The organism is Kitasatospora sp. NPDC096140 (assembly GCF_040303045.1).
Lineage (GTDB): Bacteria > Actinomycetota > Actinomycetes > Streptomycetales > Streptomycetaceae > Kitasatospora.
In genome coordinates, this window is record NZ_JBEOUW010000024.1 from 85,942 (window position 1) to 111,173 (window position 25,232).

At 73.4% G+C, this 25,232-nt stretch carries 25 protein-coding genes; 11 read left to right on the plus strand and 14 right to left on the minus strand.

The genetic code is table 11. The annotated features are described in order from the left end of the window. Positions 1-271: 271 nt before the first annotated feature. The gene (locus ABT048_RS24340; RefSeq protein ID WP_030060364.1) at positions 272-478 is read left to right on the plus strand and encodes a cold-shock protein; all 207 of its coding nucleotides are present in this window, start codon (positions 272-274) and stop codon (positions 476-478) included. 155 nt (positions 479-633) lie between these two features. Further along, positions 634-2,331 carry a DEAD/DEAH box helicase gene (locus tag ABT048_RS24345; protein ID WP_350523583.1) on the plus strand — a complete coding sequence of 566 codons (1,698 nt, stop codon included), beginning with the start codon at positions 634-636 and terminating at the stop codon, positions 2,329-2,331. 102 nt (positions 2,332-2,433) lie between these two features. Here the strand turns inward: ABT048_RS24345 and ABT048_RS24350 are convergent, their stop codons facing one another. Beyond that, positions 2,434-3,297 carry a helix-turn-helix transcriptional regulator gene (locus tag ABT048_RS24350; RefSeq protein ID WP_350523584.1) on the minus strand — a complete coding sequence of 288 codons (864 nt, stop codon included), beginning with the start codon at positions 3,295-3,297 and terminating at the stop codon, positions 2,434-2,436. A 114-nt stretch (positions 3,298-3,411) separates the two neighbouring features. Here ABT048_RS24350 and ABT048_RS24355 point away from each other — a divergent pair, with 114 nt between their 5' ends. The 4 genes from ABT048_RS24355 (at position 3,412) to ABT048_RS24370 (ending at position 6,259) form a co-directional block, all read left to right on the plus strand. Next, positions 3,412-4,428 (plus strand): hypothetical protein, encoded by a 1,017-nt coding sequence (locus ABT048_RS24355; protein WP_350523585.1) that lies wholly within the window; start codon positions 3,412-3,414, stop codon positions 4,426-4,428. Positions 4,429-4,735: 307 nt separating this feature from the next. Beyond that, positions 4,736-5,479 carry a ricin-type beta-trefoil lectin domain protein gene (locus ABT048_RS24360; RefSeq protein WP_350523586.1) on the plus strand — a complete coding sequence of 248 codons (744 nt, stop codon included), beginning with the start codon at positions 4,736-4,738 and terminating at the stop codon, positions 5,477-5,479. A 151-nt stretch (positions 5,480-5,630) separates the two neighbouring features. Further along, complete coding sequence (locus ABT048_RS24365) at positions 5,631-5,852, plus strand: type II toxin-antitoxin system VapB family antitoxin (protein WP_350523587.1); 222 nt, start codon at positions 5,631-5,633, stop codon at positions 5,850-5,852. Continuing rightward, positions 5,849-6,259: a PIN domain-containing protein gene (locus tag ABT048_RS24370; RefSeq protein ID WP_350523588.1), complete on the plus strand. Its 411-nt coding sequence runs from the start codon at positions 5,849-5,851 to the stop codon at positions 6,257-6,259. The genes ABT048_RS24365 and ABT048_RS24370 overlap by 4 nt, the downstream gene beginning before the upstream one ends. A gap of 15 nt (positions 6,260-6,274) precedes the next feature. Here the strand turns inward: ABT048_RS24370 and ABT048_RS24375 are convergent, their stop codons facing one another. The 11 genes from ABT048_RS24375 to ABT048_RS24425 form a co-directional block, all read right to left on the minus strand. Then, entirely contained in the window at positions 6,275-7,003 is a 729-nt protein-coding gene (locus tag ABT048_RS24375) for a sirohydrochlorin chelatase (protein ID WP_350523589.1), read from the minus strand. A 10-nt stretch (positions 7,004-7,013) separates the two neighbouring features. Further along, positions 7,014-7,949 carry an ABC transporter permease gene (locus ABT048_RS24380; protein ID WP_350523590.1) on the minus strand — a complete coding sequence of 312 codons (936 nt, stop codon included), beginning with the start codon at positions 7,947-7,949 and terminating at the stop codon, positions 7,014-7,016. Then, entirely contained in the window at positions 7,936-8,739 is an 804-nt protein-coding gene (locus ABT048_RS24385) for an ABC transporter ATP-binding protein (protein ID WP_350523591.1), read from the minus strand. Before ABT048_RS24385 ends, ABT048_RS24380 begins: the two co-directional genes overlap by 14 nt. A gap of 156 nt (positions 8,740-8,895) precedes the next feature. After that, positions 8,896-10,056 (minus strand): aliphatic sulfonate ABC transporter substrate-binding protein, encoded by a 1,161-nt coding sequence (locus ABT048_RS24390; protein WP_350523592.1) that lies wholly within the window; start codon positions 10,054-10,056, stop codon positions 8,896-8,898. Positions 10,057-10,300: 244 nt separating this feature from the next. Continuing rightward, complete coding sequence (locus ABT048_RS24395; RefSeq protein WP_350523593.1) at positions 10,301-11,629, minus strand: sulfate adenylyltransferase subunit 1; 1,329 nt, start codon at positions 11,627-11,629, stop codon at positions 10,301-10,303. Continuing rightward, complete coding sequence (cysD, locus tag ABT048_RS24400) at positions 11,629-12,567, minus strand: sulfate adenylyltransferase subunit CysD (RefSeq protein WP_350523594.1); 939 nt, start codon at positions 12,565-12,567, stop codon at positions 11,629-11,631. Before cysD ends, ABT048_RS24395 begins: the two co-directional genes overlap by 1 nt. After that, a complete protein-coding gene (cysC, locus tag ABT048_RS24405; protein WP_350523635.1) occupies positions 12,564-13,145 on the minus strand; it encodes an adenylyl-sulfate kinase in 582 nt (193 codons plus the stop codon). The genes cysD and cysC overlap by 4 nt, the downstream gene beginning before the upstream one ends. 81 nt (positions 13,146-13,226) lie before the next feature. After that, complete coding sequence (locus ABT048_RS24410) at positions 13,227-13,928, minus strand: phosphoadenylyl-sulfate reductase (protein ID WP_350523595.1); 702 nt, start codon at positions 13,926-13,928, stop codon at positions 13,227-13,229. After that, positions 13,909-14,091 (minus strand): hypothetical protein, encoded by a 183-nt coding sequence (locus ABT048_RS24415; protein ID WP_350523596.1) that lies wholly within the window; start codon positions 14,089-14,091, stop codon positions 13,909-13,911. The genes ABT048_RS24410 and ABT048_RS24415 overlap by 20 nt, the downstream gene beginning before the upstream one ends. Positions 14,092-14,164: 73 nt before the next feature. Then, entirely contained in the window at positions 14,165-15,889 is a 1,725-nt protein-coding gene (locus ABT048_RS24420) for a nitrite/sulfite reductase (RefSeq protein WP_350523597.1), read from the minus strand. 197 nt (positions 15,890-16,086) lie between these two features. Next, positions 16,087-16,170, minus strand: a complete 84-nt coding sequence (locus ABT048_RS24425; RefSeq protein ID WP_318264789.1) for a putative leader peptide — start codon at positions 16,168-16,170, stop codon at positions 16,087-16,089. Positions 16,171-16,347: 177 nt separating this feature from the next. Here ABT048_RS24425 and ABT048_RS24430 point away from each other — a divergent pair, with 177 nt between their 5' ends. Continuing rightward, positions 16,348-17,700, plus strand: a complete 1,353-nt coding sequence (locus ABT048_RS24430; protein ID WP_350523598.1) for a YihY/virulence factor BrkB family protein — start codon at positions 16,348-16,350, stop codon at positions 17,698-17,700. A 173-nt stretch (positions 17,701-17,873) separates the two neighbouring features. On the opposite strand, the gene ABT048_RS24435 is transcribed toward ABT048_RS24430, so the two are convergent. Next, positions 17,874-19,589: an FtsW/RodA/SpoVE family cell cycle protein gene (locus tag ABT048_RS24435; protein ID WP_350523599.1), complete on the minus strand. Its 1,716-nt coding sequence runs from the start codon at positions 19,587-19,589 to the stop codon at positions 17,874-17,876. Positions 19,590-19,895: 306 nt separating this feature from the next. On the opposite strand from ABT048_RS24435, the gene ABT048_RS24440 reads away from it, so the two are divergent. Together ABT048_RS24440 and rsgA are read left to right on the plus strand one after the other, a co-directional pair. Next, positions 19,896-20,903 (plus strand): cytochrome c oxidase assembly protein, encoded by a 1,008-nt coding sequence (locus ABT048_RS24440; RefSeq protein ID WP_350523600.1) that lies wholly within the window; start codon positions 19,896-19,898, stop codon positions 20,901-20,903. A gap of 349 nt (positions 20,904-21,252) precedes the next feature. Then, positions 21,253-22,350, plus strand: coding sequence for a ribosome small subunit-dependent GTPase A (gene rsgA, locus ABT048_RS24445; protein WP_350523636.1), 1,098 nt, complete (start codon positions 21,253-21,255; stop codon positions 22,348-22,350). Positions 22,351-22,465: 115 nt separating this feature from the next. Here the strand turns inward: rsgA and ABT048_RS24450 are convergent, their stop codons facing one another. Beyond that, positions 22,466-22,981 (minus strand): ASCH domain-containing protein, encoded by a 516-nt coding sequence (locus tag ABT048_RS24450; protein WP_350523601.1) that lies wholly within the window; start codon positions 22,979-22,981, stop codon positions 22,466-22,468. Between the two features lie 96 nt (positions 22,982-23,077). On the opposite strand from ABT048_RS24450, the gene ABT048_RS24455 reads away from it, so the two are divergent. Then, positions 23,078-24,646, plus strand: a complete 1,569-nt coding sequence (locus tag ABT048_RS24455) for a DNA-3-methyladenine glycosylase 2 family protein (protein WP_350523602.1) — start codon at positions 23,078-23,080, stop codon at positions 24,644-24,646. Continuing rightward, positions 24,643-25,152, plus strand: a complete 510-nt coding sequence (locus tag ABT048_RS24460; protein WP_350523603.1) for a methylated-DNA--[protein]-cysteine S-methyltransferase — start codon at positions 24,643-24,645, stop codon at positions 25,150-25,152. Before ABT048_RS24455 ends, ABT048_RS24460 begins: the two co-directional genes overlap by 4 nt. Positions 25,153-25,232 lie beyond the last annotated feature (80 nt).

The window sequence follows — 25,232 nt, forward strand, 5'->3', positions numbered from 1 at the left end:
GGGGCCCGCGCCGGCGGGGCGCCGCTTGCCCGCTCGTCGGGGGCGCCAAACGTGATCTGTTCAGCGGAAAATCCCCGGTCGCCCGGGGTGTCACCGTGCTACAGTCGAGTCAGTTGCAGTTTTGGTTCCCATGAACGTGTATGTGCGCCTGCTGGTTCCAACCAACAGGCGCATTTGTTTTGTCCGGTGTTTCAGTCTCCGGATGGGGATCGCGGCTACTTGGGGATTCACGAGGTGTGGATCCCTGATGCCCCAGTTAGAGGAGACGGTTATGGCTACCGGCACCGTGAAGTGGTTCAACAGCGAAAAGGGCTTCGGCTTCATCGAGCAGGACGGCGGCGGCGCCGACGTGTTCGCCCACTACTCGAACATCCAGGCTCAGGGCTTCCGTGAGCTGTTCGAGGGCCAGAAGGTCGAGTTCGACGTGACCCAGGGCCAGAAGGGCCCGCAGGCCGAGAACATCCAGATCATCGGCTGACGTCAGCCCACGCTGACTCGCGATAATCGCGAAGCGGGGCCCGCACCGCACGGTGCGGGCCCCCGCTCATGCCGCCGAACGGCCGGGGCGGCGCACTCCATGCCGACGGCCGACCAGCCCGCGACGCGGGCTGCCGACCTACGGACGGAGATCCCGTGACCAACCCTGCCCGCCCGCCGCGCGACCGCGGCTCCCGCAGCACCGACCAGTCCCGCAGCAACGCCGGCGGCGACCGCGCGCGCAAGCCGCGCAACCGCAGCGGCGCTCCCCGGAACGGTGCTCCCAAGCAGACCCGGGCCACCGCGCCCGAGGCCGCCGACTTCACCGTCGTCCAGGGCACCCCGGCCCGGCCCCCGGCGGCCACCTTCGCCGAGCTGGACCTGCCCAAGGCGATCCTCTCCGCGCTGACCCGCGAGGGCGTCACCGAGCCGTTCCCGATCCAGGGCGCCACGCTGCCCGACTCGATCGCCGGGCGCGACGTGCTCGGCCGCGGCCGCACCGGCTCCGGCAAGACCCTCGCCTTCGGCCTGCCGCTGCTGGCCCGCACCGCCGGGCGCCGCGCCGTCGCCCGGCACCCGCTGGCGCTCGTCCTGGTGCCCACCCGCGAGCTGGCCCAGCAGGTCACCGAGGCGCTGACCCCGTACGCCACCGCCGTCAACCTGCGGATCACCACCGTCGTCGGCGGCATGTCGATCAACCGGCAGGCCAACGCCGTGCGCCGCGGCACCGAGGTCCTGGTCGCCACCCCGGGCCGGCTGGACGACCTGATCGGACGCGGCGACGTCAACCTCTCCGACGTGACGATCACCGTCCTGGACGAGGCCGACCAGATGGCCGACATGGGCTTCCTGCCGCAGGTCACCAAGCTGCTGGAGCAGGTCGCCGAGGGCGGGCAGCGGATGCTGTTCTCCGCGACCCTGGACCGCAACGTCGACCGGCTGGTCAAGCGCTTCCTGACCGACCCGGTGACCCACTCGGTCGACCCGTCGGCCGGCGCGGTCACCACCATGGACCACCACGTCCTGCAGCTCGACCAGACCGACAAGGCCTCCGCCACCGCGCACATCGCCTCCCGCGACGGCCGCGTGATCATGTTCGTGCACACCAAGCACGGCGCCGACCGGCTCGCCAAGCAGCTGCTCGCCAACGGTGTGAAGGCGGCCGCCCTGCACGGCGGCAAGTCCCAGCCGCAGCGCAACCGGGTCCTCGACCAGTTCCGCGACGGCCACGTCACCGCGCTGATCGCCACCAACGTCGCCGCGCGCGGCATCCACATCGACGGCCTGGACCTCGTCGTCAACGTCGACCCGCCGGTCGACCACAAGGACTACCTGCACCGCGGCGGCCGCACCGCCCGCGCCGGCGAGTCCGGCACGGTCGTCACCCTCGTGCTGCCCGAGCAGCGCCGCGAGGTCAACCGGCTGATGACGGTGGCCGGCATCCGCCCGACCGTCACCAAGATCCGCCCCGGTGACGCCGACCTGGCGCGGATCACCGGCGCCCGCACGCCGAGCGGCGTCCCGGTCACCCTGGCGGTGCCCGTGGTCCAGGCCGCCGGGGCTGCGGCGGGCTCGGCCGACGCGGCCGGCTCGGCGGACGAGAAGCGGGGCTCCAAGGCCGGCGCCCCGCGCCGCCGTCCCGGCAAGCGCTCCGGGCTGCCCACCGACGTCGACATGAACGGCAACCCGCGCCGCCCCCGCCCCAAGCAGCGGATGGGCGCCGCCGCCCAGAACGGCGAGCGTCCGCAGGCGGCCGGCTTCATCGGCCGCTCCGCCGGCCGGGCCAAGCCGGGCAGCGGCTCCAAGTCCGGCTCCAACTACGGGACCGGTCGCCAGCGCCGCACGTTCGACTGACGCTCCGCACCCGCGTCCCCGACGCTCCACAGCCGCGCGCCCCGGGCCCCTCACCACGAGGGGTCCCGGGGCGCGCGGCTGTCGTCCGGCGCCCGAACGCCCTCAGACCGCCGCCACCGCCGGGGTCGGGGCCAGCGCGCGCAGCCGCTCCTGCGTCTCGGCGTCACGCGGGGCCATCACGATCAGCTGCAGGCCCTCGGAGGCCAGCAGCACGTGCTGGTCGATCCGCAGCGCGCCCACCGCCTCGTGGTGGATGACCTTCGCGGCCCCGGAGCGCTCGGCGACCTGGTGCTCGTCCAGCCAGCGGTCCGCCTCCGGGTACTCGCCGCGCACCTGCTGGATCATCCGGGCCAGGTGCCGCCCGACGGCCGTCGCCTCGCCGCCGCGCTCGGCGTAGGCGGAGCGCAGCTGCGCCAGGAAGCGGCGGGCGTGCTCCTCCCAGTGCTCGACCCGGGCCCGGTGCACGGGGTTGCCGAACACCACCCAGGCCAGGTTGCACTCCTCCGGCGGCCGGCCGGTCAGGCCGAACAGCGCGTCCGCGCCGGGGTTCCACGCCCGGATGTCCCAGTTGGCGTCCATCACGAAGGACGGCGCCGGCCACTGCGCGTGCATCAGCCGCAGCAGCGGGACCGGCACGTCCCCCGGCGCGGCCACCTCGCCGTCCCGCGGGTGGCTGCCGGCCAGCCGGAACAGGTACGCCGTCTCCGCGCGGTCCAGCCGCAACGTCCGGGCCAGGCTCGCCAGCACCTCCGGGGAGGGGTGGATGTCCCGCCCCTGCTCCAGCCACGTGTACCAGGTCACCCCCACCCCGGCGAGCAGCGCCAGCTCCTCCCGCCGCAGCCCCGGCGTGCGCCGCCGCACCCCCGGCGCCAGCCCCACGTCCTTCGGCGCCAGCCGCGCCCGGCGGCTGCGCAGGAAACTCGACAGCGCCGTACGGCGCTCCTGGACGTCCTCCACCTCGACCATCTCCCCCCGTCCTCCCTGGTAGTCGTACTACCGGTATTCCCACGCACTGCTGCGGCCCGCCCGGGCGCGCGAGAGTCGATCACGTCAACGGATCGCACGCGCAGAGGAATTCCGATGAGCAACCGTCAGCACCGTACCGTCCGCCGCACCTTGGCCGCGGTCGCATTCACCGCCCTGCTGGGCACGGCCGGTACACTGCCCGCCGCCGCGTCCGCCGACCGCCCGGCCCCGGCCGTGATCGTCGGCCACGCGCCCACCCTGGTGCCCGAGGCGGGCGCCTGGGACGCCGCCCACCACCGCTTCCTGCTCGGCTCGCTGCGGCACGGCACCGTCTCCGCGGTCGGCACCGACGGGAGCGTGCGCACCCTGGTGCAGGACCCCGCGCTGACCGAGGTCGCCGGCCTGCGGATCGACCCCGTCCACCGCCGGGTCCTGGTCACCGACCTCGACAACGGCGTCGGCGAGCGCAGCAGCGCCGCCACCCTGGGGAGGATCGCCGGGATCGGCGCCTACGACCTCGACACCGGCCGGCGGATCTTCTACACCGACCTCGCCGCCGTCGCCGCCGACGGGAGCGGCCACCTGGCCAACGACATCGCGGTCGGCCCCGACGGCACCGCCTACGTCACCGACTCCTTCGCCCCCGTCGTCTACCGGGTGACGCCGGACGGCACGGCCTCCGTCCTGCTGCGCGACCCGCGGCTGGCCCCCGTCCCGGGGTCGTACGGCCTCAACGGGATCGTCTACCGGGAGGGCCGCCTGGTCCTCGGCAAGTGGGACGACGGCACGCTGTGGCAGGTCCCGCTGTGGAACCCGGCCGGGCTGCGCCGGGTCGAGGTGGCCGGCGGCGGCGCGTCCCTGCTCCACCTGGACGGCCTGCTCGGGCGACCGGACGGCTCCGTCGCGGGCGTCACCAACGCCCTCCTGGGGGCCGGCCGCGACGCCGAGGTCGAGCTGCGCTCGGACGACCACTGGCGCACCGCCCGTCTCACCGCCGTCCGCCCCTCGGTCGACCCCGCCCCCACCGCGCTCCTCGACGGCCCGGCGGGCCGCTCCTACCAGCTCTCCGGGGGCCTCGCCGACGCCCTCGCGGGCCACCCGACGGACTCGTTCACCCTCCGGCGGGTCTGACCCGGATCCGGGCCCGGTCGGGGGCCCGGACAGGTGGACCACGGCTCGGCTCCCGCTCGAACGGGGAGTCGAGCCGTGTGCGATCCGGCCGAATCGGCGGCCCGCCCGGCCTGCCCGAACCGGTCCCGGACCGTGTCGTACACCATCTCTCCGTGGACGAACCGGTGGCGTGATCCGCCACCCCGCCCGTTGACCGTGAACAGGCGGTGCCCGATGCTTTCGCGCGGCCCGCACAAATGTCACACCGTCATCACTCATGCTTCACATGCGGGTCGGCCGGTTCACCCTCTCCCCGGAAGGACCCCCCATGCGCCGTACCGCCGCCCTGTTCGCCACCGCGCTGCTCGCCGGAGCCGCCGCGCTCACCGCGCCGAGCGCCGTCGCCGCCGAGAGCGCCACCCCGTCCGCGCCGTCCGCCCAGACCGCCGGAGGCTGTTCGGTCGTCAGGACAGGTGCCGGCTTCGTCGGCACCTGTTCGGGCATCGACCCGATGCAGACCTGGCGCGTCGTGGTCTCCTGCCAGGGCTTCGACGCCAACGGGTTCCCCACCTACTCGGGTGCGGCCAGCGTCTGGGCCTCCGGCGACGGGAGTGTCGGGGCGGGTTGCTTCTACCCGATGATTCCGACCGGCGGCTGGATCGCCAACGGCCCTGCGGTCCCGGCGGGCCCGGTCGGCCCGATCAGCGGCTACGCGAACAAGTGCGTGGACGTGCGCGGCGGCGTCATGGGCAACGGCATCCCCGTTCAGATCTACGACTGCGTCGGCAACGCCGCCCAGCAGTGGAAGATCGGCACCGACGGCACCATCCGTGCACTCGGCAAGTGCCTGGACGTCCAGGGCGGACACACCGGCAACGCCACCCTGGTCCAGACCTACGACTGCAACGGCACCGGCGCCCAGCAGTGGCAGCCCCGCCCCGACGGCTCCATCGTCAACCCGCAGTCCGGCCGCTGCCTGGACGACCTGGGCTTCTCCACCACCAACGGCAACCAGCTGGGCATCTGGGACTGCAACGGCGCCGCCAACCAGAAGTGGAACCTGCCCGTCTGATCCGCACCACCCGCACCCCCCTGCACCACGGCGCGCGCGGCCCCGGCCGCGCGCGCCGTCGGTTCGGCCTCGTTCCCTGCCCTCGCGGCGTGCGATGTTGGCGGAGTACAGTTCCATGTACATCACCAACATCGATCGCCGGAGGCTCCGCATGTCCGTGACCCAGATCGACATCGATGAAGAGGCGCTGGAGCGCGCGATGGCACTCGCCGGAGTGCGCACGAAGAAGGAGGCCGTCAACCTCGCGCTGCGCTTCTACGCCGAGCGACAGGAACGAGCGGCCCGCATCGGCAGGCACTTCGAGCGGGCCCGGAGCTGGGAGGCCGTCGAGCGCGCCGAGCGGCTGCACCGGACCGAGAAGGACGCTCGGTGATCTACCTGCTCGACACGTCCGGCTTGGTCCGGCTGCTCCGCGATCCGAACCTCCAGGCAGCTTGGTACGACGCGATCGACGCGGGGTCGATCGCGTCGTGCTACCCGCAGCGCGCCGAGTTCCTCTACACCGCGCGTGACGGCCGGGAGTACGACGAGATCTCCGAGATGTTCGCCGACCTGTACCCGGACGTCTCGGTGCCGAAGGGCGCGGGCCGCTGGATCGACACGGCACAGCGGAGGATGGCACTCGCCGGACAGCATCGCAGTGCCTCCGCAGTGGACCTCATGATCGCGGCAACGGCCGCGCACCACGGACTCACGGTCCTTCACGAAGACGCGGACTACCGCACCGTGGCGCGGTTCGCATCCGACCTCAGCGAGCACAGCATCCTGGACCACGCGTGAGGGACGGCGCACCGCTCAGGCGATGAGCGCCGGGACGGCTGCCGCCGTGCGGCAGGCCTCGTCGTAGCGCTGCAGCAGGAGGGCGGCCAGCTCGGGGGCCGGGCCCAGGGTGTCGGCCACGACGTCGGCCCCGCCCGCCGCCGCCGCGATCCGGTCCGGCAGCAGGCCCGGGGCGAGCAGATAGGGGGCGACCGCGGTGCGCTCGGCGCCGGCGGCCCGGAGCGCGGCGAGCGCGTCGGGGACGCGCGGCCCGCCCGCCGAGGCGTAGGCGACCTCGACGCCCGCCCAGCCGCGGGTGCGCCGCCACTCGGCGGCCACCGCGCGGGTCGCGGCGTCCGCGGCCGGGTCGGAGGAGCCCGCCGCAGCCAGCACCACACCGGTACGGGCGCGGACGGCGGCCGAGCGCAGGTCCGGGCCCGCCTCGGCGAGGCGCCGGTCCAGCGCGGCGAGCAGCAGCGGGGAGGGGCCGAGCACGTCCGCGACCGGCAGCCGCGAGCCGGCGGTGCGCAGGGCGGCGGGGATGTCGTGCTTGGAGTGGAACGCCCGGTTCAGCAGCAGCGGCACGGCCACCGCGTCCGCCAGCCGCTCCACCACCTGCGGGATCCGCGGCGCGCAGTGGTCCAGGTACGCGGTGGCGACCTCGACACCGGGCCGCTGCGCCCGCACCTCCCGGACGAGCGCGGCCACGGTCGCGGCGTGGCGCGGGTCGCGGCTGCCGTGGGCGATCAGGAGGAGGGCGGGCATCGGCGTCGCCTCACTTGCCGGTGCCCAGCAGGCCGCGGTTGCGCAGCACCCGGCGCTCGACCGGGGTGAACACCAGCAGCTCGATGGCGATGCCGACGAACAGGATCAGCACGATGCCGAGCAGCACCCCGGACATGTCGGAGAACTCGCGCTGGTCCTCCAGGAACCGGCCCAGGCCCCGGCCCAGGTCGGGGGAGGAGGCGACCAGTTCGGCGGCCATCAGCGAGCGCCAGGAGAACGCCCAGCCCTGCTTGAGCCCGGCCAGGTAGCCCGGCAGCGCGGCCGGGATCAGCACGTGCCGGGCACCCGCCAGCCCGGTGGCGCCGATGGTGCGCCCGGCCCGCAGGAACAGCGGCGGCACCTGGTCGATGCCGGCCACCAGCCCGTTGGCGATGGACGGGACGGCGCCCAGCAGGATCACCGCGTACATCATCGAGTCGTTGATGCCGAGCCAGATGACCGCGGCCGGCACCCAGGCGACCGAGGGCAGCGACTGCAGGCCCTGCAGCACCGGCCCGATCGCGGTGCGCACCGGCCGGACCCGGGCGACCACCAGCCCGATCGGGGTGCCGATCACCACGGCGAGCAGGAAGCCGGACAGGCCGCGCCAGACGCTGGTCCAGATGATCGAGAACAGCGTGCCCTGGTACCAGAGTTCCTGCGCGGAGTGCCACACGTCCGCCGGGCTGGGCAGCTTGTACGAGGAGGTGACGTGCAGGCTGTACGCCCCCTGCCACAGCGCGAGCACCACCAGCACGCCGATCAGCGGCGGCAGCGCCTTGGTCCGCAGCGCCTCGCCGAGCGAGCCGCGCTGCGCCGTGACGGCGTCGAGGGCGTCCAGGCCCGCGCCGACGTCGGCGGTGTCGCCCGCGCCCTTCCGGGCCGCGCCGGTCGGGTCGGTCGGGTCGGTCTTCTCCAGGACGGGGGTGGTGTCAGTGCTGGCCATGGCGACGGATCTCCCCACGCAGTTCTTCGGTGATCTCGATGGACAGGTCGGCGACGCCCGCGGACTCGATGCGGCGCGGCTGCGGCAGGTCGATCCGCCACTCGCGGGCGACCCGGCCGGGGCGGGAGGAGAGCAGCACGACCCGCTGGGCCAGGCGCACCGCCTCGCGCACGTTGTGGGTGACGAAGAGGACGGACAGCTGCCGCTCGGCCCAGATCCGGGTGATCTCGTCGTGCAGCACGTCCCGGGTGATGGCGTCCAGCGCGGCGAACGGCTCGTCCATCAGCAGCACCTTGCTGCCCTGGGCGAGCGCCCGGGCCATCGCCACGCGCTGGCGCATGCCGCCGGACAGCTCGTGCACCCGCTTGCCGTACGCGCCCTTGAGGCGGACGAGTTCGAGCAGGCGCTCGGCCTCGGCTCGGCGCTCGGCGCGGGGCAGGCCGGCCAGTTTGAGGGCGAGTTCGATGTTCTTCCCGGCGGTGAGCCAGGGGAACAGCGCGTGCTCCTGGAACATCAGGGCGGGGCGGCCGCCGGGCACCTCGATGCTGCCGGCGCTGGGCTCGTCGAGGCCGGCGACCAGGTTGAGCAGGGTGGACTTGCCGCAGCCCGAGGCGCCGAGCAGGGTGACGAACTCGCCGGGCGCGACGTCGAGGGTGATGTCGTCGAGGACGTGGGTCCGGGCGCCGGGGCGGCCGAAGGACTTGTGCACGTGCGAGATGCGGACGGCGGGCGCGCCGCCGTGGGTGTCGGCGCCGGTGGCTTCCGCCGAGGTGGTCAGTGCCGGGGTCATCCGTGGCACCTCCTGCGTGAGTGGGCTGCGGGCTGCGGGCTGCGGGTCGGGGCCGTGGCCCGGGCCCCGCCCGTCCCGGTGGGCATCGATCGGGGATCGACCGGGCGGGCGGGGGCCGGACCGCGGAGTCGGGGACGAACGGCCTTTCCGGGAGCGCTACTTGGCGCCGAGCCCGGCGTCCGCCACGGCGGCCTGGCCCTGGGCGGCGAGGACCTTGTTCAGCAGGGTGAGGTCGTAGATGCCGTTCAGGTTGGGCTTCTTGAGGAGCCCGGCGGTGACGGCGTGGTCGGCCTCGGCCTGCAGGGTGTTCGCCAGCGGGTCGTCCAGGAAGTCGATGTCGGCCCAGGCCGGGTCGAGCACGGCCGGCTCCAGGGCGTTCCCGGCCTCCTTCTTGATCGCCTCGTTCGCGTCGGCCTTCGCCTTGTCGGGGCTGGCCTTGATGAAGGCGTTGGTCTTCACCGAGCCGCGCAGCACGGCCTCCACCACGTCCGGGTGCTCCTTGAGGAACTTCTGCGAGACGATGATGTTGGTGATCACGAACTTCTTGTCCGGCCAGACGTCCTTCTCGTTGAGCAGGACCTTCGCGCCGAGCGTGACCAGCTTGGAGGCGGTGGGCTCCGGCACCCAGGCGCCGTCCACGGAGCCGGACTTGTAGGCGTCCGGGGTGACCTTGTTGTCGGTGCGCACCACCGAGACGTCGCCCGCGCCGGACGCCGCGTCGACCTTGTAGCCCTTGCCTGCGAGGTAGTTGAGCAGTGCCACGTCCTGGGTGTTGCCCAGCTGCGGGGTGGCGATCTTCTTGCCCTTGAGGTCGTCCAGGGAGGAGACCTTGTCCGGGTTGACCACCAGCTTGACCCCGCCGGACGCCGAACCGCCGATGATCTTCAGCGACTTGCCGTCGGACTTGGTGTAGCCGTTGATCGCGGGGGAGGGGCCGATCCAGCCGATGTCGATCGAGCCCGCGTTGAGCGCCTCGATCTCGGCCGGGCCCGCGTTGAAGACCTGGGTCTTGATCTGGGTGGCGCCCAACTCCTTCTGGAAGATGCCCTCCTGGAGGCCGACCAGCGGGGTGCCGTGGGTGAGGTTGGCGAAGTAGCCGATCTTCACGCTGTCGGCGGAGAGCTTCGCGGCGGAGTCACCGGCGGTGGCCGCCGCGCCGGGCTTGGCGTCGGAGGACTTGTCGGCCTTGGAGCCGTAGCTGCAGGCCGACAGCAGGGCCACCGCGGTCAGGCCGGCCGCCGCGGCCGCCGCCGTGCGTCTGATCCGGCCGGCGTTCGGGCGGGCCGGGATATGGGAGGAGGACGGGTTCGGTGCCATGGTGAGTCCTGTTCACGGACGGACCGTCAGGAGGCGGTCCCGGGCGGGAAGTTCGGAAGGTGGTGCGCGCGGCAGCGGAGTGCCGGGGCAAGCCGGGCGGCTGTGGGGGAAGACAGCCCGGTGACAGGGCGTTCTCAGCCCTGTCGGCCCACACATCGGGTCAGGCCGCCCTGGCCGCTGCCGAGGACGCCGCTGCCGATGCGGCCGCCTTCCTTGTCCATGCCCGAGAACGCCTCGCTGGGCATCAGACCCAGTCCTCCTCTTCGGGTGCGTCGGGTGCGTCGTCGCCGCGTACGGTCTCGAAGGCCTCGCCCGCCATGCCGGCGGTGAGGGTCGTCCCGTCCGCCGGGTCGATCAGCAGGAACGAGCCGGTGCGGCGGTTGGCGGAGTAGGTGTCCAGCGCCAGCGGCTCGGCGGTGCGCAGCCGCACGTGGCCGATGTCGTTGACGGTCAACCCCTCGGCGCCGCTGCGCCGTTCCAGGGTGTCGATGTCGATCCGGTAGGAGACCTCCTTGACCAGCGCGCGCACCGTGCGGGTGGTGTGCTTGAGCAGCACCTTGTCCCCGGCGCGCAGCGGCCGCTCGTTGAGGTGGCTGACGGTCGCCTCGATGTCCTTGGTCGGCGCGGGCGCCGGCCCGGCGGCGAGGAGGTCGCCGCGGGAGATGTCGAGGTCGTCGGTGAGCCGGACGGTGACGGACTGCGGGGCCCAGGCGATGTCGGTCTCCCGGCCGAGCGCGTCGATCCCGGCGACGGTGCTGGTCAGGCCGGACGGCAGGACGATGACCGGGTCGCCGACGCGCAGCACGCCGGAGGCCAACTGGCCCGCGTAGCCGCGGTAGTCGGGGTGTTCCTCGGTCTGCGGGCGGATCACGTACTGGACGGGGAAGCGGGCCGGCTCGGCGCTCGGGTCGCTGCCGACCGGCACCGTCTCCAGGTGTTCGAGCAGGGTCGGGCCGCCGTACCAGTCCATGTGCGCGGACGGCTCGACGACGTTGTCCCCGGCGAGGGCCGAGATCGGCACCGCCAGCACGTCCTCGACGCCGAGCGAGGCCGCGTAGGCGGTGAACTCGGCGGCGATCGCGGCGAACACCGGCTCGGCGTAGCCGACCAGGTCCATCTTGTTGACGGCCAGCACCACGTGCGGCACCCGCAGCAGGGCGGCGACGGCGGCGTGCCGGCGGGTCTGCTCGACCACGCCGTTGCGGGCGTCGACCAGGACGACGGCGAGCTCGGCGGTGGAGGCGCCGGTGACCATGTTGCGGGTGTACTGCACGTGCCCGGGGGTGTCGGCGAGGATGAACCGCCGCCGGGGGGTGGCGAAGTAGCGGTAGGCGACGTCGATGGTGATGCCCTGCTCACGCTCGGCACGCAGGCCGTCGGTGAGCAGCGCGAGGTCGGGCGCGTCCTGGCCGCGGCTGCGCGAGGCGTGCTCGACCGCCTCCAGCTGGTCGGCCAGCACCGACTTGGAGTCGTGCAGCAGGCGGCCGACCAGGGTGGACTTGCCGTCGTCCACGGATCCGGCGGTGGCGAAGCGCAGCAGCGAGGTGGCGGTGGTCTCGATGGTCGTGCTCATTAGAAGTACCCCTCGCGCTTGCGGTCTTCCATCGCGGCCTCGGACAGCTTGTCGTCGGCGCGGGTGGCGCCGCGCTCGGTGAGGCGGCTGGCGGCGATCTCGGCGATCACGGCCTGGATGGTGGTGGCGTCGGAGTCGACGGCCCCGGTGCAGGACATGTCGCCGACGGTGCGGTAGCGGATCAGCCGTCGCTGGACCGGCTCGCCGTCCTTGGGACCGCCCCACTCGCCGGCGGTCAGCCACATGCCGCTGCGGGCGAAGACGTCGCGCTCGTGGGCGTAGTAGATCTCCGGGAGCTCGATGCCCTCGCGCTCGATGTACTGCCAGACGTCCAGCTCGGTCCAGTTGGACAGCGGGAACACCCGCACGTGCTCGCCGACGGCGTGCCGGCCGTTGTACAGCGACCACAGCTCGGGGCGCTGGCGGCGCGGGTCCCAGGCGCCGAACTCGTCGCGCAGCGAGAAGACGCGCTCCTTGGCGCGGGCCTTCTCCTCGTCGCGGCGGCCGCCGCCGAACACGGCGTCGAAGCGGTTCTGCTCGATGGCGTCCAGCAGTGGGACGGTCTGCAGCGGGTTGCGGGTGCCGTCCGGGCGCTCGCGCAGCACGCCGCGGTCGATGAAGTCCTGGACGTGGGCGACGTGCAGGCGCAGGTTGTGCTCGGCCACGACGCGGTCGCGGTAGGCGATGACCTCGGGGAAGTTGTGCCCGGTGTCGACGTGCAGCAGGGAGAAGGGCACCGGCGCGGGATGGAAGGCCTTGAGCGCCAGGTGCAGCATGACGATGGAGTCCTTGCCGCCGGAGAAGAGGATCACCGGGCGCTCGAACTCCCCCGCGACCTCGCGGAAGATGTGCACCGACTCGGCCTCCAGCGCGTCCAGGTGGGACAGCGCGAAGGGGTTGTCCTCGGTGCGGACGAGACTGTCGGTCGCGGTGGTCATGCGAGTCCCCTCTCGGTCAGGAAGGCGTGCAGCTCGGCGGCGGAGTCGGCGACCTCGCGGCCCTGCGTCTGGATCCGCAACTCCGGTCGCTCCGGGGCTTCGTACGGGTCGTCCACACCGGTGAGACCGGAGATCTCGCCGGCCGCCTGCTTGGCGTACAGGCCCTTGACGTCGCGCTCGGCGCACAGCTCGACCGGGGTGGCGACGTGGATCTCCAGGAACGCGGTGCCGGCCGCGGCGTGCCGCTCGCGCACGGCGGCGCGGGAGTCGGCGAACGGGGCGATCACCGGGGCGAGCACCTTGACGCCGTTCGCGGCGAGCTTCTCGGCGACGAAGCCGATCCGGGTGACGTTGGTGTGCCGGTCCTCGCGGGAGAAGCCGAGGCCCTTGGAGAGGAACTCGCGGATCTCGTCGCCGTCCAGGACCTCGACCTTGTGGCCCTCGGCGCGCAGCCGCTCGGCGAGGGCGAAGGCCAGCGTGGTCTTGCCCGCGCTGGGCAGCCCGGTCAGCCACACGGTGGCGCCGCGCTCGCAGGGGGCGGCCGCGGGGGCCGCCTCTGCGGCTCCGTCGGCGGCCAGAGTGTCTGCTGTCACGGTTGCTTCCTTACGCGAGAATCGACAGTTTTCGTCAGGGATGGATGTCGGGGTGGATGCCGCTGGTCAGAGGTGGATGCCGCACTCGGTCTTGCCGGAGCCGGCCCAGCGGCCGGCCCGGGCGTCCTCGCCCTCGGCGGGCTTGCGGGTGCAGGACAGCGGCGAGCAGCCGACCGAGGTGTAGCCCTCCCACAGCAGCGGGTTGAGCAGCACGCCGTTCGCGGCGACGTAGGCGTCCACGTCCTCCTGCGTCCACCGGGCGATCGGTGCGATCTTGACCTTGCGGCGCTTCGGGTCCCAGGCGACCACCGGGGTGTTCGCCCGGGTCGGCGACTCGTCGCGGCGCAGCCCGGTGGCCCAGGCGTCGTAGCCGCCGAGGCCGCGGTTGAGCGGCTCGACCTTGCGCAGCGAGCAGCAGAGGTCCGGGTCGCGGTCGTGCAGGTTCGGCCCGTGCTCGGCGTCCTGCTCGGCCACGGTCAGCAGCGGGGTGAGCGTGATGACGTTGACCGGCATGGTCGCGGCCACCGCGTCCCGGGTGCCGATGGTCTCCGGGAAGTGGTAGCCGGTGTCCAGGAACACCACGTCCACGCCGGGGAGCACCGAGGAGGCGAGGTGGGCGACGACCGCGTCCTCCATGGAGGAGGTGACGCAGAGCCGCTTGCCGAAGGTGTCGGCGGCCCACTGCAGGATCTCCTGCGGGGTCGCCTCCTCCAGCTCGCGGCCGGCTCGGACGGCTGCCGCCTCGTGGTCAGTCGCGGTGCTGCTCATGGGACGTCCCCCCGTGGTCGGTCGGTGCCAGCAGGCCGAGGAACTTCAGCTGGAAGGCGCGGCGGCAGGCGTGGCACTCCCAGGCGCCGTGCCCGGCCTCGGACGGGCGCAGGTCCTCGTCCCCGCAGTAGGGGCAGAAGAAGGGTGCGGCTCGCTCACTCATCGCCCACCTCGCTGCGCTCGGCGTTCGCTTCGCGAACGACGCCCTGCTCGATCGGTTTGCTCGCTACGCTCGCTCACGACAGCTGCTCCTCGCTCGCCCGGGCCGCCCACTGGGCGAAGCGCTCGCCGTCGGTGCGGTCGGCCTGGTAGCGGGTCAGCAGGCGCTCGACGTAGTCGGGCAGGCCGGCGCTGGTGACCTTGAGGCCGCGGACCTTGCGGCCGAAGCCGGCCTCCAGGCCGAGCGCGCCGCCCAGGTGCACCTGGTAGCCCTCGACCTGCTCGCCGTTCTCGTCGGTGACGAGCTGGCCCTTGAGGCCGATGTCGGCGACCTGGATGCGGGCGCAGGCGTTCGGGCAGCCGTTGATGTTGATGGTCAGCGGCTCGGCGAACTCCGGCAGGCGCTGCTCCAGTTCGTCGATGAGCGTGCGGCCGCGCTCCTTGGTCTCGACGATGGCGAGCTTGCAGAACTCGATGCCGGTGCAGGCCATCGTGCCGCGGCGGAACGGCGACGGGGTGACCCGCAGGTCGAGCGCCTCCAGGCCGGCGACCACCGACTCGACGTGCTCCTCGGCGATGTCGAGGATCAGCATCTTCTGCTCGGCGGTGGTGCGCAGCCGGTCGCTGCCGTGGGCGGCGGCGAGGTCGGCGACCTCGCCGAGCAGCTTGCCGTCGACCCGGCCGACGCGCGGCGCGAAGCCGATGTAGAACCTGCCGTCCTTCTGCTTGTGGACGCCGACGTGGTCGCGCCAGCGGGCGGCGGGCTCGGCGGGGGCGGGGCCGTCGACCAGCCGGTACTTGAGGTACTCGTCCTCCAGCACCCGGCGGAACTTCTCCACGCCCCAGTCGGCGACCAGGAACTTCAGCCGGGCGCGGTTGCGCAGGCGGCGGTAGCCGTAGTCGCGGAAGATGCCGATGACGCCGCCGTAGACGTCCGCCACCTCGTCCAGCGGCACCCAGGCGCCCAGCCGCACGCCGAGCTTGGGGTTGGTGGACAGGCCGCCGCCGACCCACAGGTCGAAGCCCGGGCCGTGCTCGGGGTGGACGACGCCGACGAAGGCGACGTCGTTGATCTCGTGCGCGACGTCCAGCTGCGGGGAGCCGGAGACCGCGGACTTGAACTTGCGCGGCAGGTTGGAGAAGTCCTTGTTGCCGATGAAGCGGCGCTGGATCTCCTCGATGGCGGGCGTGCCGTCGATGATCTCGTCCTCGGCGACGCCGGCGACGGGGGAGCCGAGGATGACGCGCGGGGTGTCGCCGCAGGCCTCGGTGGTGGACAGGCCGACGGCCTCCAGCTTCTGCCAGATCGCGGGGACGTCCTCGATCCGGATCCAGTGGTACTGGATGTTCTGGCGGTCGGTCAGGTCGGCGGTGCCGCGCGCGTACTGCTCGGAGACCTCGGCGACCGCCCGCAGCTGGGCGACGGTCAGCCGGCCGCCGTCGATGCGGACCCGGAGCATGAAGTACTCGGCGTCCAGCTCGTGCGGGTCGAGGATCGCGGTCTTCCCGCCGTCGATGCCCTCCTTGCGCTGGGTGTAGAGGCCCCACCAGCGCATCCGGCCGCGCAGGTCGGCGGGGTCGATCGAGTCGAAGCCGCGGTGCGCGTAGATCGTCTCAATGCGTGTCCGCACATTGAGACCGTCGTCGTCCTTCTTGAACTGCTCGTTGGCGTTGAGGGGAGTGTGGTGGCCCATGCCCCACTGGCCCTCGCCGCGGTGGCGGGTCACCTTGCGGGCCGCGGCGGGGCGGCGCGCAGCGGGGCTGTCGGCCGTGGGCTCGACGGTCTCGGGAGAGGTGGCCATGGTGAAGTCCTTCGGGGCAGGTGGCGCTGGCGCCGGGTGGGTCGCGGGGCGTGCTCAGCCGTGCGGTGCTGCTCTGACCTGCGGGTATATCAAGGCCGGGAAGACAGTGACCGAGGCGGGCGGGCGCCTGCGCATCCGCTGCAGCGGGGATGGCGGGAACGGGTGGCGCCGGGTGCGGTGGTGCGGCGGGGGTGGGCTCAGGTCACCGGACAGATGGCGCTGGACACGCGAAGGAGATCGACGTGGAGTCGACCTACCAGGGTGGTTCCGGCGCTAGACATGGCAAGAGATTCGCACGGCGCATGACTCGCGGTCCACTAACATCCAAATGGTGGACGCTGAGGTTTCGTCATATGGGACGGTTGGAGGTTCCCGCCGCTCGCGGCCCGGTGTCCGCCCCGGCGCCCGCACCCCGGGGGAGATCAACCGGAGCGCCCCGGCCCGATACCGTTAGGCCTGTGCAAGCAGCAGGCGATACGAGCAGACCGAACCCCGAGTCGCGGCCCTCCCGGCGCCGGGGCAAGGGATCCCGGCGCGCGGCCAAACAGGCCACCTGGCGCCGCACCGCGTGGGAGCTGGTCAGGGACACCACCAACACCTGCGTCGAGTACCGGGTCACCGGCCTCGCCGCCGAGGCGGCCTTCTTCACCCTGCTGTCGATCCCACCGCTGCTGCTCGGCCTCGCCGCCACCCTCGGCTACCTCGACGAGTTCCTCGGCGCGGGCACGATCGACCGGCTCAAGCACGACATCGTCTCGGCCTCCGGGACGGTGCTGTCGGACTCCTCGGTCAACGAGGTCGTCAAACCGCTGCTCAGCCAGGTCTTCGACCACACCCGGCCGGACCTCATCTCGATCGGCTTCCTGCTGTCGCTGTGGTCCGGCTCCAGGGCCCTCTACATCTTCATCGACACCATCACCGTCATGTACGGGCTCGACGGCAAGCGGGGCATCGTCAAGACCCGGCTGATGTCCCTCGGCCTCTACCTCGGCGCGCTGGTGATCGGCTCCCTGGTGCTGCCGCTGCTGATGGCCGGGCCCGGACTGGTGGAGAACGCCGTGCCCGGGGTCGCCGGGCTGGTCGGCGCCGCGTACTGGCCGGTCGCGATCGTGCTGCTGATCGTCTCGCTCACCACCCTGTACCACCTGGCCGTCCCGGTCTCGACGCCGTGGCGCGAGGACATCCCCGGCGCCCTGGTCGCCCTGGTGGTGCTGGTCTTCTGCAGCGTCGGCCTGCGGCTCTACCTGGTCAGCTCGGTCGAGGGCCCCTCGGTGTACGGCTCGCTGGCGGCGCCGGTCGCCGTGCTGCTGTGGATCTTCGTGGTGGCCCTCGCGGTGCTCATCGGCGCCGCCATGAACGCCGCGATAGACCGGCGCTGGCCCACCCTGGAGACCGCCGACGCCCGCGCCGAGAACGAGCGGGCCCACGAGGAGGCGGCCGCCGCGGTGGTCCGCGAGGTCGCCGCCCGGCGGGCCGTCGAACGGGCCCGGCGCGCCCGCGAACTCGGGCTCGCCGAGGGCGCCGAGGAGGAGTGGGGCGAGGACGAGGGCGATGACGTCGACGTGCCCTCCGAGTACCCGGAGCGGTGGGCCGACGTGCTGGCCGCCGACAACGTGCGCGGCCGGCTCACCGCCCGCGGCGGGCCGCACCACCGGCCCGCCCCGCCGCCGCCGGACAGCGACCGGCCGTCCGGGCCGCCGCCGGCGCCGGGGGCGGGGCCGTCCGGGCCGCCGGAACCCCTGGGACCGCCGGGGCAGCAGGTGCCGGGGTACCCGCCCCGGCCGCCGCGGCCGCCGTGGGAGCAGCGGTAGGCGGGGGCGGGCCGCGGCCTACGGGTGCGATGACGGACTGACGGACAGGGCCTCTCCCGCGGGTGCGGGGGAGGCCCTGTGGCGTGTCCGGGGTTCGCCGCTCCGTGGGGGGCGTCGGGCGTGGGTCCGTCGGTCCGCAGGCCGGTCGGTCGGTCCGCGGGCTGGTCGGTCGGTCAGGTGGTGGGGTTCCGGGCGTCGCCGTACTGCGGTGCGGCGGGGGTGTGGCCGTACCGGGGGCGCAGCTCGGTCCGCGCGGCGGAGGGGTCGGCGCCGCCCGGTGTGCCGGACCGCGGGTCGGTCGGGCCCACGGCTGCCGGGTTCGGGGCTGCGTGGGTCGGGGCCCCCGGGTTCGGGGCGGCCGGGTTCGGGGCCGCCGGGGTGGGCGTCGGGCCCGCAGGCGTCCGGTCTGGGGACGTCCGGTTCGGAGGCGTCCGGTCCGGGGACGTCCGGTTCGGGGCGGACGGGGCGGCCGCCGCCGGCGCCGCCTGGACCGGGAGCGGCTCGGGGGAGGGCTGGGCCGGTTCCAGGGCGGTGCGCCCGGAGGAGTCGCTCAGCTTGATCAGCAGTGCGATCATCAGCCAGTTCGCCAGCAGGGAGGAACCGCCGGCGGCCAGGAAGGGCAGCGCCTTGCCGGTCAGCGGGACCAGCCCGCTCACCCCGCCGACGACCACGAAGATCTGCAGCGCCAGCGCCGCCGACAGGCCGGTGGCCAGCAGCTTGCCGAACGGGTCGGTCAGGCCGACCGCGGTGCGCAGTCCCCGCTGGATCAGCAGCACGTACACCAGCAGGATCGCCGTCACCCCGGCCAGGCCCAGCTCCTCGCCGATGGTGGTGAAGATGAAGTCGCTGCGCCCGGCGAAGCCGATCAGCCAGGGCCGGCCCGAGCCCAGGCCCGTCCCGGTCAGGTGCCCGGTGCCCAGGCTGAACAGGGCCTCGGCGGGCTGCTCGGAGATCGCCTTGTCGTGCACCGGCTTGTAGTAGTCGAGCGGGTGCAGCCAGGCCTCGACGCGGCCGTGCACGTGCGGCTCCACCGTGCCGACCACCGCCGCGCCGCCGACCGCCATCAGCAGGCCGAGCACCACCCAGCTGGTGCGCTCGGTCGCCACGTACAGCATCACGATGAAGACGCCGAAGAAGATCAGCGAGGTGCCCAGGTCACGCTCGAAGATCAGCACCAGCAGGCTGACCACCCAGATCGCCAGCACCGGCCCGGCGTGCCGGCCCCGCGGCAGGGTCAGCCCCCAGATCTTGCGGCCGGCCAGCGCGAGCGCGTCCCGGGAGGCCATCAGGTAACCCGCGAAGAAGATCGTGATCGCGACCTTCACGAACTCGTCCGGCTCGAAGGAGAGCCCGAACAGCCGGATCCAGCGCTTGGCGCCGAAGCTGTCGCTGGGCGAGGCCACCGGCGCCGCGAGCAGGATCAGCGCCCCCGCCATCAGCAGGTAGACGTAGCGCTGGAAGAACCGGTGGTGCTTGACCAGCACGATCAGCGCGATCGCCACCGCCACCGAGATGAACACCCACATCAGCTGGGAGGGCGCGGCCGGGAGCTTCTGGTAGTCGCCCTTGGCGCTGTGCGCGGCCTTGTAGCTGATGTCCAGCCGGTCCAGCAGCACCAGGCCGAAGCCGGTCAGGAAGACCCCCAACGGCAGGATCAGCGGGTCCGCGTACGGTGCGAACCGGCGCACCGCCAGGTGCGCCGCCCCGGCGAGCGCCCCCAGTGACAGGCCGTGCACCAGCAGTCCGGGCGGCAACGAGCCGGTCAGTGCCAGATCGGCCTCGACGTGTCCCGCCAGACAGACGGCCACCGCGAGCGCCAGCAGGCCCAGCTCGATGTTGCGGTGGCGCGCGGCCAGCCGGCGGCCCTCGCCGCGTGCAGTGCTTCGCACCTCTTGTCGTCCCCTTGTCACCCACGTGGCGGGTCTCGCCGACCGGCATCCTGCCAGACGTTTGTGTCGTGGCCGCGGTTGCGAGCGGAGGGGTTCCACGGGCAGAACTTTGCCTGGGCAAAGCTTTGTTGGGGATCGGTAAAGCTTTCCTCAGGGGCGGGTATAGAGGAGGGCCCCGCGTGCGGCGGGCCGGTCGCGCGGGGACATCATGGCCGGGCGTCGCGGCGTCCGCCGCGGGGCCCGACGGTGACGGCGCGGACGGCTCGCCGCCTCGGTGGCTGCGGGTACGAGCGAGGTGGCGGACGGATGAACGGCGCGGTGGACGGCGCGGTCTCCGTACTCGCCTACGACGGGCCGCCACCGTGGCAGTGGTCCGACCTGGTCACCTCCTGGACGGCCGAGCCGCTGGTGCTCACCCTCTCGGTGCTGCTCGGCGCCTGGTACCTGGTCGCGGCGCGCGCCGTCCACCGGTCCGGCGGCGAGCGCTGGAGGCCCAGCCGCACCGCCGCGTTCCTCGGCGGACTGCTGCTGTGGATCTGGTGCACCTGCTCCGGCCTCGGCGTCTACGACCGGATCCTCTTCACCGACCGGGCCGTGCAGGTCGTGCTGCTGCTCATGGTCGTCCCGCTGCTGCTCGCGCTCGGCGCGCCCGTCTCGCTGCTGGTCGGGTCCGCGCCGCCGGCCCGGCGGGAGCGGATCCTGCGGGTGCTGCGCAGCCGCCCGTCCAAGGTGCTGATGTTCCCGGCGGTCTCCACCGCCCTGCTGATGGCGCCGCCGTGGCTGCTCTACTTCACGCCCTGGTACGAGGAGTCGGTGTCCAGCGCGTCCGGGAACGTGCTGCTGCACCTGGCGCTGGTGCTGCTCGGGCTCGCCTACTTCTGGCCGCGGCTGCAGATCGACCCGGTCGGGCACGAGTACCCGCACCTGGTCGGGCTGTTCATCACCTTCGCGGAGGTGATCTTCGACGCGGGGCTCGGGATCGTGCTGATCTACGGCGGCCACCTCGTCGCCGAGCACTACTACGTGGCGCTCGGGCGCCCGTGGGGGCCGACCCCGGCCCAGGACCAGACCTGGGGCGGCAACGCGTTCTGGGTGCTGGGGGACCTGGTCGGGCTGCCGTTCCTGGCCGCGCTGGTGCGGCGGATGGTGGTGCAGGGACGGGAGGAGATCCGGGCCGTGGACGCCGAGCTGGACGCGCGCTTCGAGGCGGCGGCCGAGGAGGCGCGGGCGGCGGGGCGGCCGGAGGAGGACGAGACGGGGATGCGGCCGTGGTGGCTGGACGACCCGAACCTCAAGCACCGGTACGGGGGGTAGCCGGCTTTCCTCCCGGAAGGCCTCGCGGCCTGCCGCGGAGCGCGTTTCCGCAGGTCAAAAATGGGTTGGCGAGGCCGGGCCGCTTCGCTAGCGTGTGACGTGTCCGGTTCGGGGGCCATTGGGCCGCCCGAGGAGTAGAGAGCAGGAGGTGAACCCCCGTGGTCGTTGTCGCCCCGATAGCTGCCCAGGGCAGCACTCGCGTTCACCTCCTTTTCCCGGCCGCCGGCTGAGCCCTTCGCGCCAGCCTTAGCCCGCCGGGGCGTTCTCCTCCCGAAGGGCCACTGCGTTGATCAACGCTGCCTCCGTTCCGTCGTTTTCTCTCTCCACCTCTTCTTCTTTTTCTTCCTCCCTGCCCGACGCAGGCTCCGCGTCCACGGGCTCCGCCCTGGCCGGCTACGGCTGGACGTCCGAGCTCGCGGAACTGTTCGAACCGCTGGGCGAGGCCGGGCTGCTCCCGGCCCGGATCGTCCGGGTCGACCGCGGCCAGTGCGACGCCGTGATCGCCGACCCGGAGACGGGCGAGCCGCGCACCGTCCGGTTCGACACCCGGCCGGTCGGTGACGCCGACATGATCAACTGCCCGTGCACGGGCGACTGGGCGGCCGTGGACCTCCACGCCCGGCCGATGGCGGCCGTCGTCGCGCTGCTGCCGCGCTCCACCGCGATCATCCGCAAGGTGGCCGGCAAGCGCTCCGACGGCCAGGTGCTGGCGGCCAACGTCGACACCGTCCTGATCGCCTCCTCCCTCGCGACCGATCCCGACCTCGGGCGGATCGAGCGCTTCCTCGCCCTCGCCTGGGAGTCCGGCGCCGAACCGCTGGTCGTCCTCACCAAGGCCGACCTGGTGGACGACGCCGACTTCATCCGGTCCGACGTCGAGGCGGTCGCGCCCGGGGTCACGGTGCTCGTGGTGAGCGCCGAGACCGGGGACGGCATGGACGTGCTGCGCGCCTGCACCCCCGGCACCACCGCGGTGATCGGCCAGTCCGGCGTCGGCAAGTCCACGCTCACCAACGCGCTGGCCGGCGCCGACGTGATGACCGTCCAGGATGCCCGCGAGGTCGACCAGAAGGGTCGGCACACCACGACCACCCGCGAGCTGATCCCGCTGCCCGGCGGCGGCGTGCTGATCGACACCCCCGGGCTGCGCGAGGTCGGCCTCTACGGTGGCGAGGGCGTGGACCTGGCCTTCGCCGACATAGCGGAGCTGGCCGAGGAGTGCCGCTTCCACGACTGCGGTCACCACACCGAGCCGGGCTGCGCGGTGCAGGAGGCGTTGGCCGACGGCACCCTCCCGCAGCGCCGGATGGACAGCTACCTCAAGCTCCAGCGCGAGAACGAGTGGATCGCCTCGCGTTCGGACGCCCGGGTGGCCAAGGCCCGGCTGCAGAAGTGGAAGGCGATCACCAAGTCGATGCGTGCCGCGGGAGGGCCGGTGAAGCGCTGACCAGTCGGCGTCGGCGTCGGCCGGCCACCGTCGCGCTGCGGCTGCGGCTGCGGCTGCGGCTGCGGCTGCGGTGGTCGGACGGCGCCGGGCCGGCCCGGCTCAGCGGAGGTCCGGCTCAGCGGAGGTCCGCCACCAGGCGGAAGCGCTGCAGGACCAGCGGGGTGGCGTCGTCCACGGTGAAGTCCGGGTCATCGAGGGCGTCGAGCATCTCCGGGCTGCGCCAGAACCGCTCGTGCGTGGCACGCCACTCGGCCACAGTGCGGTAGCCCTCGCCCTCGTCCAGGGCGTGCTGCAGATCGACCTCGGCGAGCGGGACCACACGGACGTCCGTGGTCTCGATCACCGCGATCCGGCGGCCGTCCGAGTCGAGGACGGCGGCCCGCTCGCCGACCAGCGGCAGGGGCTCACCCTCGTGCTCGTAGTCGGCGACCAGGCCGGTGGTGCTGGTCTTCGCACCGCTGAGGACGGCCGCGACCAGCTCGTCGCGCAGCGGGCCGGGGAACGCGAACTCCTCCGGAGGCAGGGCGACGACCCGCGGGTCGTCCGGGCCGACGTAGGAGTGGTCGGCGGGCGGGGCGTCGGGCTGGGTTCCGGGCGGGGCGTCGGGCGGGGCGTCGGGCTGCTCGCTCATGGGGCGAGCGTAGCCGCGGGTCGTTCGCACGGCCCCCGATTTTCGGGGCACGGTGGGGGTGGGGCGGGAGGGGAGGGGGAGGGCCCCCGAACGGCGATGTCCGATTCCCGCCAGTCACCCCCCACCCGATCCCGCAAACTGGACAACGTGATCGACGACGACATCCGCTACCGAGCCGTGGACAGCCGGGACGCCCGCTTCGACGGCGTCTTCTTCACGGCGGTCACCTCCACCGGCATCTACTGCCGGCCGAGCTGCCCGGCCGTGACCCCCAAGCGAGTCAACTGCGTCTTCTACCCCAGCGCCGCAGCCGCCCAGGGCGCAGGCTTCCGTGCCTGCCGCCGCTGCCGCCCCGACTCCGTGCCGGGCTCGCCGGAGTGGAACCACCGCGCCGACCTGGTCGGCCGTGCGATGCGCCTCATCGGGGACGGCGTCGTGGACCGCGAGGGCGTCGCCGGCCTGGCCGACCGCCTCGGCTACAGCTCCCGCCAACTGCAGCGCCAGCTCACGGCCGAGCTCGGCGCCGGTCCGATCGCGCTGGCCCGCGCCCGTCGCGCCCAGACCGCCCGGCTGCTCCTCCAGACCACCGAACTGCCCGTCACCGACGTCGCGTTCGCGGCCGGCTTCGCCTCCGTCCGCCAGTTCAACGACACCGTGCGCGAGGTCTACGACCGCACCCCCAGCGGTCTGCGCGCCGAGGTCGCGGCCGGCCGGCGCACCGCGACCCCGGCCGGCGGCCTGACCCTGCGCCTGGCCTACCGCGGCGCGCTGGACAGCGACCACCTGATCGACTTCCTCGCCCTGCGCGCCGTGCCCGGCGTGGAGGAGGTCGTCCCCGGCGGGCGTCCCGGCGTCCGCACCTACCGGCGCACCCTCGCGCTCCCGTACGGCCATGGCATCGCCGAGGTCGACGGCCTGGCACCCGGCGAGCCGCGCACCCGGGGCTGGCTGGACTGCCGGCTGTTCCTCGCCGACCTGCGCGACCTGCCGACCGCCGTCCAGCGCCTGCGCAACCTCTTCGACCTGGACGCCGACCCGCTCGCGGTCGACGATCAGCTCGGCGCGGACCCGGTGCTCGGCCCGCTGGTCCGGGAGCGCCCCGGCCTGCGTTCGCCCGGGCACGTGGACCCGCACGAACTCGCCGTCCGCGCCGTCCTCGGCCAGCAGATCAGCGTCGGCGCCGCCCGTACCCTGGCGGGTCGGCTCGCCGAGAAGTACGGCACCGCGCTGCCCGACCCCAGCGGCGGCCTGCGACTGCTCTTCCCGACCGCGGCGGCGCTGGCCACCGCGGCCCCGGAGGACTTCGCGATGCCCGACGCCCGCCGCCGCGCGCTCACCGGGCTGTGCGCAGCCCTGGCGGAGGGCGTGGTGAGCCTCGACAGCGGGGTCGACCGGGAGGAGGCCGCAGCCCGGCTGCTGGACCTGCCCGGCATCGGCCCCTGGACGGTCGGCTACCTGCGGATGCGGGCCCTCGCGGACCCCGACGTCTTCCTCCCGAGCGACGTGGGCGTCAAGCACGGCCTCGTCCGGCTCGGCGCCCCGGGCGACCCGAAGTCCGCCGCCCGTGCGGCCGAGGCCTGGGCCCCGTGGCGCTCCTACGCGGTCCACCGGCTGTGGGCCGGCCCCGCGACCACCAGTACCGGAACGGAGAACGAACGAGCATGAGCACCACCGTCTACACCACCATGGAGAGCCCCTTCGGTCGGCTGCTGCTGAGCGGCGTCCTGCCCGAGGACGGTGGGCCGGCCGCGCTGGCCACCGTCACCGCGCCGGGCCAGAAGTACGCGCTGGCCGAGCCCGCCGACGACTGGGTCCTCGACCCGGAGGCGCTCGCCGAGCCGGTCGCCCAGCTGACCGCCTACTTCGCGGGCGAGCGCACCGGGTTCGACCTCCCGCTCGCGCCGGTGGGCACCGAGTTCCGCCGCAGGATCTGGGCCGCGCTGGACGAGATCCCGTACGGCACCACGGTCACCTACGGCCAACTCGCCGAACTGGCCGGGCAGGAGCCGCGGATGGTCCGGGCGGTCGGCGGCGCGGTGGGCGCCAACCCGCTGCTGATCGTGCGCCCCTGCCACCGGGTGCTCGGCGCCGGCGGCGCGCTCACCGGCTTCGCGGCGGGTGTGGACCGCAAGCGGCAGCTGCTGGAGCTGGAGAGCGGCACGCTCTTCTGAGCGGGGCCCCCGGCCGGTCCCGTCGCGGATACCCCGCCGTCCGCACCCCGCTGTCCTCACCGCGCCGCACCGATTCCGTC

Bases quoted from the DNA above. Each gene is read 5' to 3' on its own strand.
- ABT048_RS24340 (WP_030060364.1), top strand. From the start codon at position 272: ATGGCTACCGGCACCGTGAAGTGGTTCAACAGCGAAAAGGGCTTCGGC.
- ABT048_RS24350 (WP_350523584.1), bottom strand. From the start codon at position 3,297: ATGGTCGAGGTGGAGGACGTCCAGGAGCGCCGTACGGCGCTGTCGAGT.
- ABT048_RS24355 (WP_350523585.1), top strand. From the start codon at position 3,412: ATGAGCAACCGTCAGCACCGTACCGTCCGCCGCACCTTGGCCGCGGTC.
- ABT048_RS24360 (WP_350523586.1), top strand. From the start codon at position 4,736: ATGCGCCGTACCGCCGCCCTGTTCGCCACCGCGCTGCTCGCCGGAGCC.
- ABT048_RS24365 (WP_350523587.1), top strand. From the start codon at position 5,631: ATGTCCGTGACCCAGATCGACATCGATGAAGAGGCGCTGGAGCGCGCG.
- ABT048_RS24375 (WP_350523589.1), bottom strand. From the start codon at position 7,003: ATGCCCGCCCTCCTCCTGATCGCCCACGGCAGCCGCGACCCGCGCCAC.
- ABT048_RS24380 (WP_350523590.1), bottom strand. From the start codon at position 7,949: ATGGCCAGCACTGACACCACCCCCGTCCTGGAGAAGACCGACCCGACC.
- ABT048_RS24385 (WP_350523591.1), bottom strand. From the start codon at position 8,739: ATGACCCCGGCACTGACCACCTCGGCGGAAGCCACCGGCGCCGACACC.
- ABT048_RS24390 (WP_350523592.1), bottom strand. From the start codon at position 10,056: ATGGCACCGAACCCGTCCTCCTCCCATATCCCGGCCCGCCCGAACGCC.
- ABT048_RS24395 (WP_350523593.1), bottom strand. From the start codon at position 11,629: ATGAGCACGACCATCGAGACCACCGCCACCTCGCTGCTGCGCTTCGCC.
- cysD (WP_350523594.1), bottom strand. From the start codon at position 12,567: ATGACCACCGCGACCGACAGTCTCGTCCGCACCGAGGACAACCCCTTC.
- ABT048_RS24410 (WP_350523595.1), bottom strand. From the start codon at position 13,928: ATGAGCAGCACCGCGACTGACCACGAGGCGGCAGCCGTCCGAGCCGGC.
- ABT048_RS24415 (WP_350523596.1), bottom strand. From the start codon at position 14,091: ATGAGTGAGCGAGCCGCACCCTTCTTCTGCCCCTACTGCGGGGACGAG.
- ABT048_RS24420 (WP_350523597.1), bottom strand. From the start codon at position 15,889: ATGGCCACCTCTCCCGAGACCGTCGAGCCCACGGCCGACAGCCCCGCT.
- ABT048_RS24425 (WP_318264789.1), bottom strand. From the start codon at position 16,170: ATGTCTAGCGCCGGAACCACCCTGGTAGGTCGACTCCACGTCGATCTC.
- ABT048_RS24440 (WP_350523600.1), top strand. From the start codon at position 19,896: ATGAACGGCGCGGTGGACGGCGCGGTCTCCGTACTCGCCTACGACGGG.
- ABT048_RS24450 (WP_350523601.1), bottom strand. From the start codon at position 22,981: ATGAGCGAGCAGCCCGACGCCCCGCCCGACGCCCCGCCCGGAACCCAG.
- ABT048_RS24455 (WP_350523602.1), top strand. From the start codon at position 23,078: ATGTCCGATTCCCGCCAGTCACCCCCCACCCGATCCCGCAAACTGGAC.
- ABT048_RS24460 (WP_350523603.1), top strand. From the start codon at position 24,643: ATGAGCACCACCGTCTACACCACCATGGAGAGCCCCTTCGGTCGGCTG.